General features: G+C 69.0%; 21 protein-coding genes. 10 read left to right on the forward strand and 11 right to left on the reverse strand.

The features are described from left to right. Positions 1–406: 406 nt before the first annotated feature. Positions 407–823 (reverse strand): IS200/IS605 family transposase, encoded by a 417-nt coding sequence (gene tnpA, locus OHA61_RS12165; protein ID WP_406303096.1) that lies wholly within the window; start codon positions 821–823, stop codon positions 407–409. Positions 824–849: 26 nt separating this feature from the next. Here tnpA and OHA61_RS12170 point away from each other — a divergent pair, with 26 nt between their 5' ends. Continuing rightward, positions 850–2,034: an RNA-guided endonuclease InsQ/TnpB family protein gene (locus OHA61_RS12170; RefSeq protein WP_406303097.1), complete on the forward strand. Its 1,185-nt coding sequence runs from the start codon at positions 850–852 to the stop codon at positions 2,032–2,034. 151 nt (positions 2,035–2,185) lie between these two features. Here the strand turns inward: OHA61_RS12170 and OHA61_RS12175 are convergent, their stop codons facing one another. Further along, a complete protein-coding gene (locus OHA61_RS12175; protein WP_406307329.1) occupies positions 2,186–2,935 on the reverse strand; it encodes a class I SAM-dependent methyltransferase in 750 nt (249 codons plus the stop codon). A gap of 92 nt (positions 2,936–3,027) precedes the next feature. Here OHA61_RS12175 and OHA61_RS12180 point away from each other — a divergent pair, with 92 nt between their 5' ends. Further along, positions 3,028–3,657 carry a CGNR zinc finger domain-containing protein gene (locus tag OHA61_RS12180; protein WP_361914722.1) on the forward strand — a complete coding sequence of 210 codons (630 nt, stop codon included), beginning with the start codon at positions 3,028–3,030 and terminating at the stop codon, positions 3,655–3,657. Here OHA61_RS12180 and sodX read toward each other — a convergent pair. Beyond that, entirely contained in the window at positions 3,561–3,980 is a 420-nt protein-coding gene (gene sodX, locus OHA61_RS12185; protein WP_324973142.1) for a nickel-type superoxide dismutase maturation protease, read from the reverse strand. The genes OHA61_RS12180 and sodX overlap by 97 nt on opposite strands. A gap of 150 nt (positions 3,981–4,130) precedes the next feature. On the opposite strand from sodX, the gene sodN reads away from it, so the two are divergent. Continuing rightward, the gene (gene sodN, locus OHA61_RS12190) at positions 4,131–4,526 is read left to right on the forward strand and encodes a superoxide dismutase, Ni (protein WP_215095254.1); all 396 of its coding nucleotides are present in this window, start codon (positions 4,131–4,133) and stop codon (positions 4,524–4,526) included. Between the two features lie 84 nt (positions 4,527–4,610). On the opposite strand, the gene OHA61_RS12195 is transcribed toward sodN, so the two are convergent. The 3 genes from OHA61_RS12195 to OHA61_RS12205 all read right to left on the reverse strand — a co-directional run bounded on the left by OHA61_RS12195 (position 4,611) and on the right by OHA61_RS12205 (position 7,512). Beyond that, a complete protein-coding gene (locus OHA61_RS12195) occupies positions 4,611–5,813 on the reverse strand; it encodes a low temperature requirement protein A (RefSeq protein WP_361914726.1) in 1,203 nt (400 codons plus the stop codon). Beyond that, positions 5,783–6,478, reverse strand: a complete 696-nt coding sequence (locus OHA61_RS12200) for a hypothetical protein (RefSeq protein ID WP_406303098.1) — start codon at positions 6,476–6,478, stop codon at positions 5,783–5,785. The genes OHA61_RS12195 and OHA61_RS12200 overlap by 31 nt, the downstream gene beginning before the upstream one ends. A 71-nt stretch (positions 6,479–6,549) precedes the next feature. Next, a complete protein-coding gene (locus tag OHA61_RS12205; RefSeq protein WP_406303099.1) occupies positions 6,550–7,512 on the reverse strand; it encodes a LysR family transcriptional regulator in 963 nt (320 codons plus the stop codon). 192 nt (positions 7,513–7,704) lie between these two features. Here OHA61_RS12205 and snpA point away from each other — a divergent pair, with 192 nt between their 5' ends. Together snpA and OHA61_RS12215 are read left to right on the forward strand one after the other, a co-directional pair. Then, positions 7,705–8,373 carry a snapalysin gene (gene snpA, locus OHA61_RS12210; protein ID WP_406303100.1) on the forward strand — a complete coding sequence of 223 codons (669 nt, stop codon included), beginning with the start codon at positions 7,705–7,707 and terminating at the stop codon, positions 8,371–8,373. A gap of 80 nt (positions 8,374–8,453) precedes the next feature. Next, positions 8,454–8,918, forward strand: coding sequence for a group II truncated hemoglobin (locus OHA61_RS12215; RefSeq protein WP_324973163.1), 465 nt, complete (start codon positions 8,454–8,456; stop codon positions 8,916–8,918). 77 nt (positions 8,919–8,995) lie between these two features. Here OHA61_RS12215 and OHA61_RS12220 read toward each other — a convergent pair whose 3' ends face one another. The 4 genes from OHA61_RS12220 to OHA61_RS12235 all read right to left on the reverse strand — a co-directional run bounded on the left by OHA61_RS12220 (position 8,996) and on the right by OHA61_RS12235 (position 12,375). Continuing rightward, on the reverse strand, positions 8,996–9,439 hold the full coding sequence (locus OHA61_RS12220) for a DUF6304 family protein (protein WP_406303101.1): 444 nt from the start codon (positions 9,437–9,439) through the stop codon (positions 8,996–8,998). A 49-nt stretch (positions 9,440–9,488) separates the two neighbouring features. Continuing rightward, positions 9,489–9,785, reverse strand: coding sequence for a hypothetical protein (locus OHA61_RS12225; RefSeq protein WP_406303102.1), 297 nt, complete (start codon positions 9,783–9,785; stop codon positions 9,489–9,491). 37 nt (positions 9,786–9,822) lie between these two features. Beyond that, positions 9,823–10,854, reverse strand: coding sequence for a family 2 encapsulin nanocompartment cargo protein polyprenyl transferase (locus OHA61_RS12230; protein ID WP_406303103.1), 1,032 nt, complete (start codon positions 10,852–10,854; stop codon positions 9,823–9,825). Positions 10,855–10,950: 96 nt separating this feature from the next. After that, positions 10,951–12,375, reverse strand: a complete 1,425-nt coding sequence (locus OHA61_RS12235; RefSeq protein ID WP_406303104.1) for a family 2B encapsulin nanocompartment shell protein — start codon at positions 12,373–12,375, stop codon at positions 10,951–10,953. A gap of 243 nt (positions 12,376–12,618) precedes the next feature. Between OHA61_RS12235 and OHA61_RS12240 the strand changes: the two genes are divergently transcribed. After that, positions 12,619–13,209, forward strand: coding sequence for an N-acetylmuramoyl-L-alanine amidase (locus OHA61_RS12240; protein ID WP_361914750.1), 591 nt, complete (start codon positions 12,619–12,621; stop codon positions 13,207–13,209). A 10-nt stretch (positions 13,210–13,219) separates the two neighbouring features. Beyond that, on the forward strand, positions 13,220–14,158 hold the full coding sequence (locus tag OHA61_RS12245; protein ID WP_406303105.1) for a 1-aminocyclopropane-1-carboxylate deaminase/D-cysteine desulfhydrase: 939 nt from the start codon (positions 13,220–13,222) through the stop codon (positions 14,156–14,158). On the opposite strand, the gene OHA61_RS12250 is transcribed toward OHA61_RS12245, so the two are convergent. Beyond that, a complete protein-coding gene (locus tag OHA61_RS12250) occupies positions 14,140–15,735 on the reverse strand; it encodes a Na+/H+ antiporter (protein ID WP_406303106.1) in 1,596 nt (531 codons plus the stop codon). The genes OHA61_RS12245 and OHA61_RS12250 overlap by 19 nt on opposite strands. 56 nt (positions 15,736–15,791) lie before the next feature. On the opposite strand from OHA61_RS12250, the gene OHA61_RS12255 reads away from it, so the two are divergent. The 3 genes from OHA61_RS12255 to OHA61_RS12265 all read left to right on the forward strand — a co-directional run bounded on the left by OHA61_RS12255 (position 15,792) and on the right by OHA61_RS12265 (position 17,639). Continuing rightward, positions 15,792–16,052 (forward strand): UBP-type zinc finger domain-containing protein, encoded by a 261-nt coding sequence (locus OHA61_RS12255; protein WP_406303107.1) that lies wholly within the window; start codon positions 15,792–15,794, stop codon positions 16,050–16,052. Positions 16,053–16,293: 241 nt separating this feature from the next. After that, positions 16,294–16,707 carry an anti-sigma regulatory factor gene (locus OHA61_RS12260; RefSeq protein ID WP_266487247.1) on the forward strand — a complete coding sequence of 138 codons (414 nt, stop codon included), beginning with the start codon at positions 16,294–16,296 and terminating at the stop codon, positions 16,705–16,707. Next, positions 16,704–17,639, forward strand: coding sequence for an RNA polymerase sigma factor SigF (locus OHA61_RS12265; protein ID WP_406303108.1), 936 nt, complete (start codon positions 16,704–16,706; stop codon positions 17,637–17,639). The genes OHA61_RS12260 and OHA61_RS12265 overlap by 4 nt, the downstream gene beginning before the upstream one ends.

Genomic DNA, 17,639 nt, shown 5'->3' on the forward strand with positions numbered 1-17,639 from the left:
TGCAGAACTTCGTCACCGTCGCCGCCTGGGCCGGCGTACCACTTACCAGTACCCCAGCCAACGCGGCCGTCGCGGCGATCACGGCCGGAGCAATTTTCTTGACTCGCATATCCCCCACCTATAACAGCGAATTCTGAGCGCGGTCCACGCCCACATCCATGGAACTTAACCGCAGCTGATCTTGGCCACCACAAATTTGAGTGAAACTTGAGCTTCGAATTCACTCCACGACACCGGCAACGTCGATACCTCACAGAAAGTCCTCTTACATGCAGCTCCGCGGCAAATGATCGCCCCGACGAATACCATAGGCTACGCCTCAAAATCCGGGCTTCCGGGACCATTTGCAGTGCTCCGTCCTTTAGGGGGAGGTGAAGTGAATCTCAAGACTCCTCCGACCCGCAGGCTAGATCGGACGGTTTTGCTGCTCGATGTACTGCTTGACGATGCTCAGGGGTGCGCCGCCCACGGACCCGGCGAAGTAGGAGCCGGACCACAGACGTTGTGCGCGCCAGTAGTGGCGGACCAATTCGGGGTGCTCCTGTCGCAGGCGGCGGGAAGAGACACCCTTGAGGGAGTTGACCAGCTTGGAGATGGCCACCTTGGGCGGGAAGTTCACGAGGAGGTGGACGTGGTTGTTCTCGCCGTTGAACTCGATCAGCTCGCACTCGAAGTCGGCGCACACCGCGCGCATGATCTCCTCCATGCGTCTGAGGTGGGTATCGGTGAAGACCTTGTGCCGGTACTTCGTCACGAAGACCAAGTGCGCATGGAGGGTGAAAGCACAGTGTCTACCAGTTCTGATGTTCTGCATGTCGGCCATAGCCCAAGTATGTAGGGTGAGTTGTCATGCAGCTCCGCTACTCCTTCCGTATCGAGCCGACGCCAGGTCAGCGCATCGCGTTGAGCCGGGCGTTCGGCTGTGCGCGGGTTGTGTGGAACGACTGCCTGCGGGCGCGGCGGGACGCACACAGTTCGGGCCTGGCGTATCTGAAGTCGGCGGAGCTGTCGAGGCGGTTCATCACCGAGGCGAAGAAGACCTCCGAGCGGGGATGGCTTGCGGAGGTATCCGCCGTGGTGCTGCAACAGGCGCTTAGGGACCTGGATACTGCATATTCCAACTTCTTCGCCTCGTTAAAGGGCGCCCGTAAGGGTCCGAAGATCGCCGAGCCCCGGTTCAAGTCGAAGCGGGACAACCGCCAGGCCGTCCGGTTCACCGCGAACGCCCGCTGGTCGATCACCGAGGGCGGGAGACTGAACCTTCCCAAGATCGGACCGGTAAAGGTGCGGTGGTCCCGCCAACTTCCGTCTGTGCCGTCCACGGTGACGGTCATCAAAGACCCGTCCGGCCGGTACTTCTGCTCCTTCGTCGTGGAGACCGGCCCGGCGGATGAGATTCTGCCCGTGCTGGAGATGGACCAGGGCATCGACCTGGGGCTGACGCACTTCGCCGTGATGGCGGACGGATCCCGCGTGAAGTCGCCTCGGTTTCTGCGTCGGGCGGAGAAGAAACTTAAGCGTGAACAGCGGCATCTGTCCGGCAAGGCGAAGGGGTCGAAGAACCGGAACAAGCAGCGGGTCAAGGTGGCCCGCGCCCATGCGAAGGCCGCCGATGCGCGCAGGGACTTTCACCACAAGCTGTCCACGAAGCTGATCCGCGAGAACCAAGCGATCAGCGTGGAGAGCCTGAGCGTGAAGGGCCTTGCCCGCACCCATCTGGCCAAGTCCGTCCACGACGCGGGATGGGCGACCTTTGTGAACATGCTGGAGTACAAGGCCAGCCGGTACGGACGCACCCTGACACGGGTGGACCGCGCTTTCCCGTCCTCTCAGGTGTGCTCCGCCTGCGGTCACCGCGACGGACGCAAGCCGCTGCACATACGGGCCTGGACCTGTAGCGCATGTGGTACCCGGCACGACCGGGACCACAACGCGGGCAAGAACATCAAGCACGAAGGGCGGCGCATCCGCGCCGCACAAGCAGCACCACCCACCCCCGGACCGGGGGCCCTCGCCCGGCAACGAGCGAGGTAAGCGCCTGCGGAGCGCACATAAGACCAGGGCTTGCCCCGGCAGCGCGCACAACCCCCACCCCGGGTGGGGAGGAACCAGGAACCCGACTCAAGGCGGAACCGCACATGCGGATGCCAGGGAGGGAATCCCCACACCCATGTGGGGGAGGAGGTCAATTCACGGCCAGCAGCAACGTGTCGGAGGGCGAGGCCCATACGGCCCGGGCCTCCCCGAATCCGGCGTTCCGCAGCGTCTCGGCGTGCCACCGTACGGAGGGCATCTCCCCGTCGGCGTGCTCGCCGTAGATCTCGTAGCGCTCGGCGGTCGGTCCGGCGAGCACGGGGTCCTTGGCGGCCAGTGCCCACCACTCGGACCAGTCGAGCGCGCCCGCGACCCTGGCCCGGTCCATCTGGGCGTGGCGGTGGGCGCGTTCGGCGGCGTTGATGCGGGGGGTGTCACGGTCGATCATGTGGTCGGCGTTCATGAAGACTCCGCCTTCGCGCACGAGCCCGGCGATCTGTCCGTACAGCGTGGCCAGCGGTCCGCTGCGCAGCCAGTGCAGGGCGGTGGCGGTGAGGACCGCGTCGTACGAGTCGTACGGCAGCTTGGTCACCCAGTCGGGATCCTTGAGATCGGCCGTCACGAAGCCGACCCGCTCGTCGCCCTCGAAGTAGCCCCGGGCGATGGTCAACAGAGCGGGGTCCAGATCGACCCCGGTACTTGTGGCCTTCGGGAACCGGCGCAAGAGCCGGTCCGTGATACTTCCCGTACCGCACGCGAGGTCCAGCACCCGGGGCTCGGGTCCCACCAGCGCCTCGACCATGTCGAGCATCACCCGGAACCGCTCCTCGCGATCGGGCATGTACCACTCCTGCTGCCGGTCCCAGCTCTGCTGCCAGGCCCGCCAGTCTGCTCCCGTCATCGTCTCCGACACCGGAACCCTCCCGTCCGTAATACCCTCGAAGCTGTAGCAGCTGTTACACCGACCCTAGACCGCCGCAGTAAGGACTACAAGTGGAACTGGCCCATTACTCGGACTATGCCGTGCGCCTGGTCAACACCGAGGAGCCGGCCCGCAACAAGGACTCCCTCACCTCGGTCGAGGCCGTCCGGGAACTCTTCGGCGTTTCCGCCCAGGCCGCACGGCGCGCCACCGACGCCGACGTCACCCGGTTCCGGTCCGTACGGGCCAGGCTGCGCGCGGTCTTCACGGCGGCCGACGAGGGCGACGAGACCCAGGCGGTCGACCTGCTCAACTCACTGCTGCTCGAGTTCCCCGTCAACCCGCAGATCTCGGGCCACGACTACCGGGACGAGGACGGCCGCCCCAAGTGGCACATGCACCTGGCCGAGCATCCTTCCAACGCGACAGCGGGGTACGCCGCGATCGCCGCGATGGGGCTCGCGTTCCATCTGACCGAGTACGGAGTCGACCGGCTCGGCCTGTGCCAGGCAGCGCCGTGCCGCAACGCCTATCTGGACACCTCGACCAACCGCTCCCGCCGCTACTGCTCGGACCGCTGCGCGACCCGCGCCAACGTGGCCGCCTACCGCGCCCGCAAGCGCCTCGAGACGGAACGGTCGGACAGCACCGGCCTCACCGCCGAGAACGCCCACGCGGCGACCCCGCGCACGGATCGCTGATCCCGCGCGAGCGGCCGGTACCTGCCGCGTACCCGCCCCAGGAGGAGCTCATGGGGCACCGTGCCGAACAGCCGGCTGTCCCCCTCCGCCCCCGGATTGTCGCCGAGCACCCACCAGCCGTCCTCACGCCGCTCGACGAGCCGCTTGACGATGAGCAGGTCCTGCTGGAGCGGGTGACGCAGCACGGCGACGTCGCCGGGCCGCACCTCCGCGCCGTAGTGCACGAGCAGTTGATCCCCGTGCTTGAGCGTCGGGTACATGGAAGGACCTGTCACTTCGGCGACCCCGAACGGCACTTTCGGCTCCCGCCCCTGATCGGTCATCCGCCACCTCCGAGTCCCACGGTATGTTCGCCCACCAGTCCCATACTGGCCCTGGACTTTTGTCCTAAGCCCTAGGGGGCACTCGCGAAAACACGTCTCTCACGGAGTAATGTCCCACCTGAGAAGACGATCACGAGGAAGGACAGCTCAATGCTCTCCCGCCTGTTTGCCCCGAAGGTGAAGGTCAGCGCCCACTGCGACCTGCCTTGCGGTGTCTACGACCCGGCCCAGGCCCGTATCGAGGCCGAGTCGGTCAAGGCCGTCCAGGAGAAGTTCCAGGCCAACGAGGACCCGCACTTCCGGGCCCGCGCCACGGTCATCAAGGAGCAGCGCGCGGAACTCGCCAAGCACCACGTCTCGGTGCTGTGGAGCGACTACTTCAAGCCGCCGCACTTCGAGAAGTACCCCGAGCTGCACCAGCTGGTCAACGACGCCCTCAAGGCGCTGTCGGCCGCGAAGGCATCGACGGACCCGGCGACCGGCCAGAAGGCGCTGGACTACATCGCCCAGATCGACAAGATCTTCTGGGAGACCAAGAAGGCCTGACCTTCCCGGTCACGTCCTTCGCGTAGGCATATCGCGTACGTACGACAGCACCCGGCATCCGCGCGGAGCCGGGTGCTGTCGGCGTTATGCCGCACCTTCCTCCGCGGACCCGGTCCGCCTGCTGTGCAGGACCACCATGCCGAGCACCGCCGCGGCCAGCAACGCCAGGGCGAGCAGGGCGGGAAGCAGGACGACGAGCGCGCCCGCGGCCAGCAGGGCGAGGCCGCCGATGATGAAGACGAGGGAGCGCCGACCGCTGGTGCGCAGGAGGATCGCCGCCGCCGCGAGCAGGAAGATGCCCACGCCGCCCGTCAGTGCCCACGCCACCACGCCGTGCAGCGGCTCGGACAGGTCGTAGTGCTCGCTGTCCGCGACCTGGTGGAGCACCTTCTTCATGCCGAGCGCGGTGAGCACGATGCCCCCGACGAGCGGCAGGTGCAGGAAGGTGTACGCATCGCGTGCCAGGCGGGTGCGGTCGTCCCCCTCCAGAGCGGTCAGGCGCTCTTCGGCGGGCTCGCTGAGCTGGCGGAAGTACAGGCGCCACAGCCCGGCGACGACCAACAGGCCCGCGGCGGCCCCGGCCAGCACCGGTGTGGAGATGGGGAGGCCGGACACCCCCACCCCGATCGCGACGATCGACTCGCCCAGCGCGATGATGACGATCAGTCCGTGCCGTTCGGCGAAGTGACCCGGCGAGGCGACCCGCCAGCCCGAGGAGCCGGTGATGTAGATGCCGCCGTAGTCGATGACGACCGCACCGAGCCAAATGAGCACCTGTGTCAGGCCGGTGAAGGCGCTGCCGACCAGGAGCAGGACGAACGGCGGTGCCACCGAGAGCAGTGCGGTACGGCGCAGCGTGGCATGGAGCGCCTCGTCGCCGGGGCTGGAGATCCAGTACGTGACGAGATGCAGGACGCGGACCGCGCCGTAGCAGAGGACGAACACCAGCGGTGCGTACAGGCCGCCGGGCAGGTCGTCGTAGACCTCCGGCACCGTGACCGTGACGACCAGCACCACCGCCATCACGGCGACCAGCACGGCGAACATCGGCCCGGAGTCTGCGCGGACGACATTGCCCAGCCAGGCGAAACAGCACCAGCACCACCACAGCAGGGCGAGCACAACTCCCCCGCCGAGCAGCCGAAGCAGGGAGGGGTCCGCCGCCATCAGTGCCGTGACCTGCGTGATCGCGTACACGAACACCAAGTCGAAGAACAACTCGGCAGGCGTCACCCGGTGACCGCCCTCCGTGGCGATCAACCCGGAACGCTCTCTACCTGTCGGCACGGCCTCTCCCCCTCCGGCGCCCATCCCTGGGTCGGCTGATTCCGCGCGGAACAATACAGACGATGCGGGGTCCGCAACCCGTTCATCACTCGTCCAGTGCCCGCCGGACGTTGGCCCTCACCGCTGCATCTCCGCGCGGACCTCCCACCACACCCGCACCGTGTCGTGCTCCGCTTGCACTCGACATCGGCTGTCGCCGTCGCCAGCTCCCGCTCCGTGCGGGTCGTATTGCCGCCGCTGCCCCGCTGCCAGGCCTTGTCCTCGAACGCCTTGTCCGGGTTCCGGTACCGTCCGAGCCCCTTGTCCACCACGCACTGGGACCAGATGTCCCAGGCCTGGCGTATTCGTGCGTCCCTGGGTTCCGTCCCGGTCAGGCTGTGTTGGCGTCCGGAGACGTAGGACCACATGCGCAGGGAGTCCTTGACGCCGCTGATCAGTTGCTTGTCCGCCTCGCCCGAGCAGCCGTTCTCCGGGACCTTGCGGCCGTGGATCGTGGCCGCGCCACCGCTGCCCGGGCCGTGGACGACTCCGTACTCCTCCTCGGTCATCACACGGTCCTTGGGCTTCCAATCCATGCTCTTCTTCGGATCCCAGCCGTAGCCCCAGCGGCAGGCGTCGTCGAGGTCGAGCATTCCGAAAGGACTCGAGGAGACCAGCACCGACATGACCGCCGCCAACCCGCGCTGCGGGTCTTTCGGGTCCAGCGGGAAGATGTTCGGCCACCCGCGAGCAGGTGTCAGGCCGCGGGCGCGTGCGGCAGAGGGCGCTTGTGCCGCAGCAGCCACTGCCGGTACGCGAACGCTCGCAGCGCCGCCTCCCGGTAGGCGGCCGCCAGTTCCGCGTACACCGCCTCGTGCAGCTCCTCGCCGGCTCCGGGTCTTCGGAACAGCAGGAGCCGTACGGCGAGCGGATCGCCCCGCAGTGGACGGATCGCCATGTCCTCGCGCGGGCCCGAGGTCGGCTGGCAGGGTGCCACCGCCTCGCCGATCGCGATCAGGGACGCCGCCGTGTGGTAGTCGCCGTGCAGAACCGGCGGGTTGAGCCCCGCTGCTCGCAGGACGCGGCGCAGGCCGTCCCACTCGCCGTCCACCGTCGGGTCCACCATCCAGCAGTCCTCGGCCAGATCGGCGAGTTCCACAACGGGCGCGGCGGCGGCCGGATGGTCGCGGGACATGGAGATGAACTGCGGCTCGCGCTCGACCAGTACGTGTGAGGTCAGGGCGTCCGGGACCAGGAGGGGGCACCCCTCCACCTCGTGCACGAAGGCGACGTCGAGCTGGCCCGCCGCGACCATCCTGAGCAGGGCGTTCGCGGAGACGTCCACATGCAGCGAGATGTCGGTGCCGGGCAGCCGCTGCCGCAATCGGCGCAGCCAGCCTGCAAGCACCCGGCTGGCGGTGGAGCCGATGCGCAGCCTGGGGCCGCCCGCCCGGGCGGCTGACGCCTTGGCCTCGACGACGAGTGCGGCCATTTCGGCCAGCAGCGGGCGGGCACGGCTCAGCACGGACCGGCCGAGCGGGGTCGGCCGGCAGCCGGTGCGTTCACGCGAGAAGAGCTCCGCGCCCAGGGAGTTCTCGATCCGCCGCAGCTGGGTGGTCAAGGACGGCTGGCTGACGCCCAGTTGCCGGGCGGCTTTGTGCAGGCTGCCGGTGTCCGCTATTGCGCACAGCGCACGGAGGTGCCTCACCTCGAGCTCCATGACCAGAGGGTAAAGCCAGCCCCAACAGTCACACCAGACACCGTAGTTGGGGCACAAGGGACTGACCGGAACAGGGTGATGCGCTCGTGTTATCGGCCATTGGCATCATCCGCGAGGGGCGCCGGCTCCCCGAAACTCTGCCGTACCGAACCCCATCCGCCGGGGTTCACCCAACACGTAGGAGCCCCCCACATGCGTCACCAGAGAACGTTACTCTCCGCCGCACTCGGCCTCGGACTCGCCGCCGCGCTGAGCGCGGTGCCCGCCACCGCAGCCACGAACACAGGCACGTCGGCCAACTCCCATGAGGCCGCCGCCGCCCAGTCCTACGCCGCCTACGAAGGGTCCGCCGAGGACACCAAGGCGACCAAGGCCTTCTTCGACGCAGTCGTGAAGTCGGTCGCCGAGAAGCGCGCCGCGAACCCCGGCGCGCAGGCCGTGACCGTCATCTACAGCGCAGGCAACGCCCCGAGCTTCCGCAGCCAGATATCCCGGAGCACCCAGATCTGGAACAGCTCGGTCAGCAATGTGAAGCTCCAGGAAGGCAGCAACCCCGACTTCCGGTACTACGAGGGCAACGACTCCCGCGGCTCGTACGCGAGCACCGACGGTCACGGCCGCGGCTATATCTTCCTCGACTACCGGCAGAACCAGCAGTACAACTCCACCCGCGTGACGGCCCACGAGACCGGGCACGTGCTGGGCCTGCCGGACCACTACTCGGGCCCGTGCAGCGAGCTGATGTCGGGCGGCGGCCCCGGCACCTCCTGCCAGAACGCCTACCCGAACACGCAGGAGCGCTCCCGCGTGAACCAGCTGTGGGCGAACGGCCTGGCAGCGGCGATCGCCCGCGTCTCCTGACCGGATCACCACGAACGCCGGGGCGTCCCTCCACGAAAGTGAGGGGCGCCCCTCCGCCGCTTCGCGCTTAGGGTGGTTGCATGACGAGCCCGAGTGAGCGTCCCGAGACGCTGTACGAGGCCGTGGGCGGCATGGACGCCCTGCGGCGGCTGAGCGACACCTTCTACGAGGCGGTCCTCGCCGATCCGCTGCTCGCACCCGTCTTCGCCGACTTCACGCGCACCCATATCGAGCACGTCGCCGTCTGGCTCGCCGAGATCTTCGACGGCCCGGCCCGCTTCACAGCCGAACTGGGCGGCCACCAGACTCTGCTCCGGGCCCACCTCGGGCTTTCGATCACCGAGGAGCAGCGACTGCGCTGGATGGAGCTGATGACCGCGGCGGTGGAGAAGGAGCTCCCGGACGACGAGCTGCTGCGCCGCCGGGTGATGGAGTACTTCGACTGGGGTACGAAGATCGCCCGGTCGGTCTCGGCCGACCCGGAGGGCACGGACCTCGGCGATCCGGGCCCGACCCCGCGCTGGGGTTGGAACGGCCTGCGCTGAGGCAGGCCGTAACCGTGCGGCTGGCGCGGTGCGGCGATCACCGTGTGGGGTCACCGTACGGCCGGCGGCGTGTGGCGTCAGGCACCCACCGGCGTCCGCACCACGAACTCCGCGCCGGGCGGCAGCTGCCTGCGTATCCGGCTGAGCGCATCACCGAAGTCGCCACCGGCGACACCGGATTCGTACGCCGCCCCGCCGTAGTGCAGGGTCAGATTGAGGTCCGCGCGGTCGAGCGGCCCGCCGTCCTGCGGTGGCTCGCCGAGGGTCAACAGACAGCTGAGCGTGGCTTGTTCGACCCTCCCGTCCGACTGCACGGGAAGCGGCATGTCCCACTCCAGTACGCAGGAGGACAGCATGCCGTCCGCGCCCACCGGCTTCAGAGCGGCGAAGGTCTCCCCTTCGTACTCAACACCCTTGATACGCGTGCGCAGTTGGCGCCCGCTCGCGGCGATCGTGACCGCTTCCGCGCCCGTGCGGTCGCGGTACCAGCCCGCCCACACTTCCGTCGACTCCGATGACATGGCGCGGACTGTAGCGGTACGCACCCCTCCGCTGAACAGGCGGGATCCCTCAAGCGGTCCCGACCGGGGCGCTGGGCTCGTCGCCCGCCTCACCGCCGGGCTCGTCGGTGTGCTCCGTGTCCCGCTGTCCGCCTCGCTGCTCACCCCGCTGCCCGCCCGGATGCTCTCCCTCGGTGTCGACGGACTGAGGGCATTCGGGATTGTGGCAGGGGCCCGGGCCCCAGAGGGGGACGAATGTCCCGAGAGTCTTGTGCCGCTTCACGACCGTGACGACAGGCTGTCCGCAGGCCGGGCACACATGCTCGGCCTGCGGGTCATGAAGGATCTCACGTCCTTGGCTGCCCATACCTCCAGGATATGGCGGTTTGGGCAACCCCGACAGCTCAGCGCGTGCGCCGGGTGACGAACTCCGCCAGGGACAGCAGATCGCCCGCCGCCGCCAGATCCGGGACCGCGCGGGCAAGCTCGTGGACGGCCCGGGCCATCCGGTCCGCCGCCTGCAGCTGCGCCCAGTCACGGCCGCCCGCCCGGTCCACGGCGTCCGCGGCCCGGCACACCGCCGCCGAGTTCATGGGGCGGCGGTAGAGCTCGGCCAGTTCCGCCGCTGCCTCGGTTCCCGAGGTCAGGGCCGCGACCACCGGCAGGGACTTCCTGTGGGCTGCCAGATCGGCGCCGGCCGGTTTGCCCGTACGCTCCGGGTCGCCCCAGATCCCGATCAGATCGTCGATGATCTGGAAGGCGAGACCGGCCTCCCGGCCGAAGGCGTCCAGGGCGGCGGCCTCCTCCTCGCCCGCTCCCGCGTACAGGGCGCCGACCGCGCAGGCGCAGCCCAGCAGCGCCCCGGTCTTGGCCGTAGCCACGGCGAGGCACTCGTCGAGCGAGACCTCGTGCGGGGCACGTTCCTCGAAGGCGCGGTCCGCCTGCTGCCCCGCGCACAGCTCGATCACACAGGCCGCGAGCCGCTCCGACGCGGCGCCGGCCGCCGGATGCCGGTCCTCGGCCAGCAGCCGCAGCGCGAGGGCGAGCATGGCTTCGCCCGCGATGATCGCGTCCGGAACGCCGAAGACGGTCCAGGCGGTGGGGCGGTGCCTGCGGGTGGGGTCCTCGTCGATGACGTCGTCGTGGAGCAGCGTGAAGTTGTACGCCAGCTCGACGGCGGTCGCCGCCCGCACCGCGTGCCGCGGATCCCCGCCCAGTGCCCCGGCCGCGGCCAGTACGAGCGCGGGCCTGATGGCCTTGCCCGCCGAGCCCGCGGCCGGGGTACCGTCCGCGTGCTCCCAGCCGAAGTGGTACATCGCGACACGGCGCACGGATCCGGGCAGCGTCTCCACGGTGGTGCGCAGTTGGGGATGGACGACGGCACGGGTGCGTTCGAGGAGGGCGACTGCCTCACCGGCCTCGACGGTGTCGGACATGGTCAACCGGGCAGTCCTTTCCAGGCGTTGGACCAGGTGCTCGGGGAACAGGGGCCGGGGGCGCGGGTGCGGTACCGCGTCCCCGGCCGTGCCGCGTCACCGCCAGCGGCTCACCTCGACGTTCTCCAGGACACCGAGCGCGTCCGGCACCAGCACGGCCGCCGAGTAGTAGGCCGTGACGAGGTACGAGATGATCGCCTGCTCGTCGATGCCCATGAAGCGGACGGAGAGGCTGGGCTCGATCTCGTCGGGGATACCGCTCTGCTGGAGGCCGATGACACCCTGGTCGGCCTCGCCCGTACGCATGCAGATGATCGAGGTGGTCCTGGCCTCGGTGATCGGGATCTTGTTGCAGGGGAAGATCGGAACACCGCGCCAGGCGGGCACATGGTGCCCCTCGACCTCCACGCTGTCGGGGACCAGTCCACGCCTGTTGCACTCGCGCCCGAAGGCGGCGATGGCCCGCGGATGGGCGAGGAACAGCTTCGAACCGCGCCGCCTCGAGAGCAGTTCGTCCATGTCGTCGGGGCTGGGCACCCCGTCGTGCGGCTGCAGGCGCTGGTCGTAGTCGCAGTTGTTCAGCAGGCCGAATTCGCGGTTGTTGACCAGCTCGTGCTCCTGGCGCTCGCGCAGCGCCTCGACGGTGAGGCGCAACTGCTGCTCGGTCTGGTTCATCGGCTGGTTGTAGAGGTCGGCGACCCGGCTGTGGACCTTCAGCACGGTCTGGGCGACGCTCAGTTCGTACTCGCGCGGCGCCGCGTCGTAGTCGACATAGGTGTGCGGGACGACGGCTTCGCCGACATGGCCCGCGGAGAGGTCGATCGCCGCCTCGCCGTACTTGTTGGTGCGCTGGTGCGGAAGGGACGCCTGCCCATCCAGATGCGCACGCAGCGAATGCGCGCGCTCCGCGAGGTTCAGCACATCGGCCCGGGTCAGCACGAGCACCGTGCACGTGGTCGCGGCGCGTGCGGTGTACTCCCAGGGGGCGTCCCCGTCGAGCAGCGCGTGGTCGCCGAAGTACGAGCCGTCGGCGAGGACTCCGAGCACCGTCTCGTCGCCGTACGGACCGGTGCCGATCTGCTCCACCCGGCCGTGGGCCAGCAGGAAGATCCGGTCCGCCGCCGCACCGGAGGCGGCGAGCACCTCGCCGGCCGCGAACTCCCGCTGCTCGCAGCGGTTCGCCAGCTCGGTGAAGACCGCCTCGTCGTCGAACTCCCGCAGGGCGGGCAGCTCGGCGAGCTCGGCGGGGATGACCGCCACCCGGTCGCCCGTCTGCACGAACGTCACACGCCCGTCGCCGACCGAGTAGCTCAGGCGGCGGTTCACGCGGTAGGTACCGCCCTGTACCTGCACCCACGGCAGCATGCGCAGCAGCCACCGGGAGGTGATCTCCTGCATCTGCGGAGCGGACTTGGTGGTTGTCGCAAGGTTCCGCGCAGCGGCCGTACCAAGACTCTGCTGCTTCGGCGTCTGCTGTTCGCGGACTTCGTCGCCGACAGAACCAACCGAGCCAACCGACATGGGACTCCCTCTCGATCACGGGTCTGACCTGCGTCGGCAAGCCTTTCAGCACGGAGAGTCCTCGCACCATTACACAAATGGATGGGACTAGTTCGACCTCGGCGGGGCAGGTAGCGCGGCCGCCCGCTGGCCGGATCTGTTCGCACCCCCGTACCAACATATGGTCATTCCAAGGGAGTTGGGAGTAAAAGCGCGGTACGGCACATTTAGCACGCACCCCCTCACCTCCCCAAGGAGACAGCCATGTCCCCACCCATGCCCGCGAGCAGTTTCCTCGACGCACTGCGCGACGAGGGGCTGACAGTCGTCGAGGTCGGCGAATGGCGCACGCACAACCGCAACCACAAGGGCCCTTGGGGCCCGGTGCACGGCGTAATGATCCACCACACCGTCACCCAGGGCACCGCGAACACCGTCCGTATCTGCAAAGACGGCTTCGAGGCGCTGCCGGGGCCGCTGTGCCACGGAGTCATCGCCAAGGACGGCACGGTCCATCTCGTCGGCTACGGCCGCGCCAACCACGCCGGGCTCGGTGACGACGATGTCCTGAACGCGGTCATCGCGGAGAAGGCGCTGCCCGCCGACAACGAGGCGAACACGGACGGAAACCGCCATTTCTACGGATTCGAGTGCGAGAACCTCGGCGACGGCCAGGATCCCTGGCCCGAGGTTCAGCTGGAGGCGATCGAGCGGGCGGCCGCGGCGGTCTGCCGCCACCACGGCTGGACAGCCCGCTCGGTGATCGGCCACCTCGAATGGCAGCCGGGAAAGGTCGACCCCCGGGGCTTCACGATGGACGCCATGCGTGCACGCATCCATGACCGTCTGAAGTGACAATGGGTGCGTGACCAGGGAAGCGCTCGATCTCACCACCGCCCTGCGGCCGCGACTGCCGTCGCCGCTGCAGCCGGTCGAGGACGAGCGCTTCACCCGCCACGGGATACGTCTGCTGCTCAAACGGGACGATCTGATCCACCCGGACCTGCCCGGCAACAAGTGGCGCAAACTCTCCCTCAACCTTCGGGCGGCAGCGGGCCGACCGCTGCTGACCTTCGGGGGCGCCTACTCCAACCATCTGCGGGCGACCGCCGCCGCGGGCCGCCTGCTGGGCTTCGGGACGACCGGCATCGTCCGCGGCGACGAACTGGCCTCGCGGCCCCTGAACCCTTCCCTGGCCCGGTGCGCGGCGGACGGCATGCGGCTGGTGTTCGTCTCCCGCTCCCTGTACCGCCGCAAGTCCGAGCCGGACGGGCTGGCAGCGATCCTGGACGTGGCCCGCGCATCGAGCGCGGACGGGGCCGGGATACCCGGGGACGTCTACGTCGTACCCGAAGGCGGGAGCAACGCACTGGCCGCCCGCGGCTGCGCCGACCTCGGTCGGGAGCTGGGCGGCGCCGCGGACGTGGTCGCCGTCGCGTGCGGCACCGGCGGGACCCTGGCCGGGCTCGCCGCCGGTCTCACACCCGGCCGGCGTGCCATCGGCTTTCCCGTCCTGGAAGGCGGCTTCCTCACCGACGCGATATCCCGCCTCCAGCACGAAGCCTTCGGCGGCAGCGCGGGCGACTGGTCCCTCGACGAGCGCTTCACCTTCGGCGGGTACGCCCGCACCACCCCCGAACTCACCGCCTTCGCCGACGACTTCGAAGCCCGTCACGGTCTTCCCGTGGAGCGCGTCTACGTCGCCAAGATGCTCTACGGCCTCACCACGCTGGCCGCCGAGGGCGCCTTCCCGCCCGGCACCACGATCGCCGCGGTGATCACCGGTCAGGACTCCTCGCGATAGGCCGCCGCCTCCTCCAGGTCCAGTCGGCGCAGCAGCGTACGCATCATCTCGTCGTCGATCCGCCGCTGGTCGCGCAGCTGTACGAAGACCTCACGCTCGGCGTCGATCATCTCTCTCGACAGTCGACGGTAGGTGTCGTCCGCCGACTCGCCGGTCAGCTCGTTGACGGCGCCCAGCCGCTCCCAGACGGCGTTCCGGCGCCGCTCCAGCACGGTGAGCAGCCGGTCCGCGAGCGGCTGCGGCAGCGCGTTGCGCTCGTCCGCCAGCAGCTCTTCCAGCCGCCGCTCCGCCGCATGCGAGGCCTCGCTCTGGGCCTGCGCCTCGGCCAAGGTCTCGGCGTACGCGTCGCGGCCCGGCAACTTCAGTGCCCGGATCAGCGGCGGCAGCGTGAGCCCCTGGATCACGAGCGTGCCGATGACCGTCGTGAAGGTCAGGAACAGCACCAGGTTCCGCGCCGGGAACGGTTCGTCGTCCGCGGTCGCCAGCGGGATCGAGAAGGCGATCGCGAGCGAGACGACGCCGCGCATCCCGGCCCAGCCCACGATCACCGGCGCGGTCCAGTTGGTGTCCGGTTCGCGCTCCCTGATGCGTTTCGAAAGACCGCGCGGCAGGAAGGTCGCCGGGAAGACCCAGACGAACCGCACCACCACCACGGCGGCGAAGACACCGGCCGCGTACCAGAGGGTTTCGCCGACGCCGTACCCGCCCAGGCCCTCGATCACGTACGGCAACTGCAGCCCGATGAGCGCGAAGACCGACGACTCCAGGATGAACGCGACCATCTTCCAGACAGCCTCCTCCTGCAGCCGGGTCGCGAAGTCGACCTGCCAGGCGCGGTGCCCGAGATACAGCGCGACGACGACCACGGCGAGCACCCCGGACGCCCCGACCCACTCGGCCGCCGCGTAGGCGACGAACGGGATGAGAAGCGAGAGCGTGTTCTGCAGGAGCGCTTCCTTCAGATGCGTACGAAGCCAGTGGATCGGCACCATCAGCACCAGGCCGACAGCGACCCCGCCGAGCGACGCCAGCGCGAACTCCGCGATGCCGCCTCCCCAGCTCGCGCCCTCACCGACGGCCGCGGCGAGCGCCACCTTGTACGCGGTGATCGCGGTCGCGTCGTTCACCAGGGACTCGCCCTGCAGGATCGTCGTGATCCGGTTCGGCAGGCCCAGCCGCCGGGCGATCGCGGTCGCGGCGACGGCGTCCGGAGGCGCGACGACCGCGCCCAGTACGAGGGCCGCCGTCAGCGGCAGATCCGGCACCAGAAGATAGGCGAGGTAACCGACAGCGACGGTCGCGAAGAGGACATAGCCGACGGAGAGCATCGCGACGGGCCGCGCGTTCGCCCGCAGATCGAGATACGAGCTGTCGACCGCGGCCGTGTACAGCAGCGGCGGCAGGATCAGCGGGAGCACGATGTGCGGGTCGAGCGTGTAGTCGGGCACCCCGGGCAGATAGGCGGCCAGCAGCCCGGCCGCCACCAGCAGCAGGGGCGCGGGGACCGGTGTCCTTCGGGCCGCCCCGGCGATCGCGGCACTCACCGCGATCAGCGCGATCAGTGGCAGTGCGTCCATCTCGCCGATCCCCTGTCCGTACGTATGTCCGTAACCAGCGTCGTAATCTGGCAATCATGAGCGAGTGTCCGCACGTAGCCGAACTCCCCCGCCCCCAGCCGACCCCGCAGAGCGAGACCTGTGAGGAGTGCCTGGCGCTCGGCAGCCATCCCGTGCAGCTGCGCATCTGCCTGGTGTGCGGGCATGTGGCGTGCTGCGACTCCTCGCCGCACCGGCATGCGAGCGGGCACTTCAGACAGACGGGGCATCCGATTATGCAGAGCCTGGAGCCGGGTGCGCCCTGGCGATGGTGTTCCGTCGACGGTTCGATCGTCTGACGCGTGGGTACGTCAACCCTCCGCCGGTTCCTCGCAATTGGACCGCGCAGACCTCTAGCCACTGTGCGTACTCATGTGCTTACCATGAGTGACAGCCATCGACTGGGGGTCCCGGCGACAGGGCACCATGGATCGCGATAGCGTCGCCGGGCCAGTACCGGCTACGTACGAAACGTAGCGACGGCTTCGGGATCTCCCCTCCCGTAGCCCCGTTTGAGCTTGTGCCACCTTGGAGGTGAGGGTGTCCCAGATCGCAGGCGAGCCCGGGACTCAGGACTTCGTGGAAGTCCGGCTGCCCGCTGCGGGTGCCTACCTGTCCGTGCTGCGTACGGCCACGGCCGGTCTCGCGGCGCGTTTGGACTTCACCCTCGACGAGATCGAGGATCTTCGGATCGCGGTCGACGAGGCGTGCGCGATCCTGCTCCAGCAGGCCGTTCCCGGTTCCGTCCTCAGCTGCGTGTTCCGGCTCGTCGACGACTCGCTCGAGGTCACGGTCTCGGCACCGACGACCGACGGGCGCGCGCCGGAGCGTGACACCTTCGCCTGGACGGTGCTCTCCGCACTGGCGGGCAAGGTCGACTCATCGGTCGCCGACGACCGTACGGTCACCATCAGCCTGTACAAACAGCGCGGCGCGGGACCCGGTCCGGCGTGAGGGACGGGGACGGTCCGGTGCGGAAGGAGCCACCCGCGGTGACGGGCTTCCCGGAGCAGCAGGCGCGGCCGCACCCGGAGGACGGGCTGGACGGCCAGACGGCCGCGGCGGAGCAGGCGCAGGCAGGGCAGGCGGACCGTATGAGCGAGCACGTGAACGAGCAGCAGCACCACGATCCACATGACCGCAGCGGGGCGCGGGCGATGTTCATCGAGCTGCGCGAGCTGCCCGACGGCTCACCGGAGCGGGCCGAGCTGCGCAACCAGCTGGTGCGGATGCACCTGCCGCTGGTCGAGCACCTGGCCCGGCGCTTCCGTAATCGCGGCGAGCCGCTGGACGATCTGACGCAGGTCGCGACCATCGGCCTGATCAAGTCGGTGGACCGGTTCGACCCGGAGCGCGGTGTCGAGTTCTCGACGTACGCGACCCCGACGGTGGTGGGCGAGATCAAGCGTCACTTCCGCGACAAGGGGTGGGCGGTGCGGGTGCCGCGCCGTCTCCAGGAACTGCGGCTCGCCCTGACGACGGCGACGGCGGAACTGTCCCAGCAGCACGGCCGCTCCCCCACGGTCCACGAACTGGCCGAACGCCTGGGCATCTCGGAGGAGGAGGTGCTGGAGGGCCTGGAGTCCGCCAACGCGTACTCCACGCTGTCCCTGGACGTCCCCGACACGGACGACGAGTCCCCGGCGGTGGCGGACACGCTGGGCGCGGAGGACGAGGCGCTGGAGGGCGTGGAGTACCGGGAGTCGCTGAAGCCGCTGCTGGAGGACCTCCCGCCGCGGGAAAAGCGGATCCTGCTGCTGCGGTTCTTCGGCAACATGACCCAGTCGCAGATCGCGCAGGAGGTGGGCATCTCCCAGATGCACGTCTCGCGCCTCCTGGCCAGAACACTGGCCCAGCTCCGGGAGAAGCTCCTGGTGGAGGAGTAG

This window comes from Streptomyces sp. NBC_00885, from assembly GCF_045207475.1.
Lineage (GTDB): Bacteria > Actinomycetota > Actinomycetes > Streptomycetales > Streptomycetaceae > Streptomyces.

What these genes read in the sequence shown, in the direction of transcription:
- OHA61_RS12220 (WP_406303101.1), bottom strand. Translation starts at nt 9,439, where the DNA reads ATGTCATCGGAGTCGACGGAAGTGTGGGCGGGCTGGTACCGCGACCGC.
- OHA61_RS12175 (WP_406307329.1), bottom strand. Translation starts at nt 2,935, where the DNA reads ATGACGGGAGCAGACTGGCGGGCCTGGCAGCAGAGCTGGGACCGGCAG.
- OHA61_RS12255 (WP_406303107.1), top strand. Translation starts at nt 15,792, where the DNA reads ATGAGCGAGTGTCCGCACGTAGCCGAACTCCCCCGCCCCCAGCCGACC.
- sodX (WP_324973142.1), bottom strand. Translation starts at nt 3,980, where the DNA reads ATGACCGATCAGGGGCGGGAGCCGAAAGTGCCGTTCGGGGTCGCCGAA.
- OHA61_RS12225 (WP_406303102.1), bottom strand. Translation starts at nt 9,785, where the DNA reads ATGGGCAGCCAAGGACGTGAGATCCTTCATGACCCGCAGGCCGAGCAT.
- OHA61_RS12215 (WP_324973163.1), top strand. Translation starts at nt 8,454, where the DNA reads ATGACGAGCCCGAGTGAGCGTCCCGAGACGCTGTACGAGGCCGTGGGC.
- snpA (WP_406303100.1), top strand. Translation starts at nt 7,705, where the DNA reads ATGCGTCACCAGAGAACGTTACTCTCCGCCGCACTCGGCCTCGGACTC.
- OHA61_RS12170 (WP_406303097.1), top strand. Translation starts at nt 850, where the DNA reads ATGCAGCTCCGCTACTCCTTCCGTATCGAGCCGACGCCAGGTCAGCGC.
- sodN (WP_215095254.1), top strand. Translation starts at nt 4,131, where the DNA reads ATGCTCTCCCGCCTGTTTGCCCCGAAGGTGAAGGTCAGCGCCCACTGC.
- OHA61_RS12200 (WP_406303098.1), bottom strand. Translation starts at nt 6,478, where the DNA reads ATGTCGGTGCTGGTCTCCTCGAGTCCTTTCGGAATGCTCGACCTCGAC.
- OHA61_RS12240 (WP_361914750.1), top strand. Translation starts at nt 12,619, where the DNA reads ATGTCCCCACCCATGCCCGCGAGCAGTTTCCTCGACGCACTGCGCGAC.
- OHA61_RS12205 (WP_406303099.1), bottom strand. Translation starts at nt 7,512, where the DNA reads ATGGAGCTCGAGGTGAGGCACCTCCGTGCGCTGTGCGCAATAGCGGAC.
- OHA61_RS12235 (WP_406303104.1), bottom strand. Translation starts at nt 12,375, where the DNA reads ATGTCGGTTGGCTCGGTTGGTTCTGTCGGCGACGAAGTCCGCGAACAG.
- OHA61_RS12250 (WP_406303106.1), bottom strand. Translation starts at nt 15,735, where the DNA reads ATGGACGCACTGCCACTGATCGCGCTGATCGCGGTGAGTGCCGCGATC.
- tnpA (WP_406303096.1), bottom strand. Translation starts at nt 823, where the DNA reads ATGGCCGACATGCAGAACATCAGAACTGGTAGACACTGTGCTTTCACC.
- OHA61_RS12230 (WP_406303103.1), bottom strand. Translation starts at nt 10,854, where the DNA reads ATGTCCGACACCGTCGAGGCCGGTGAGGCAGTCGCCCTCCTCGAACGC.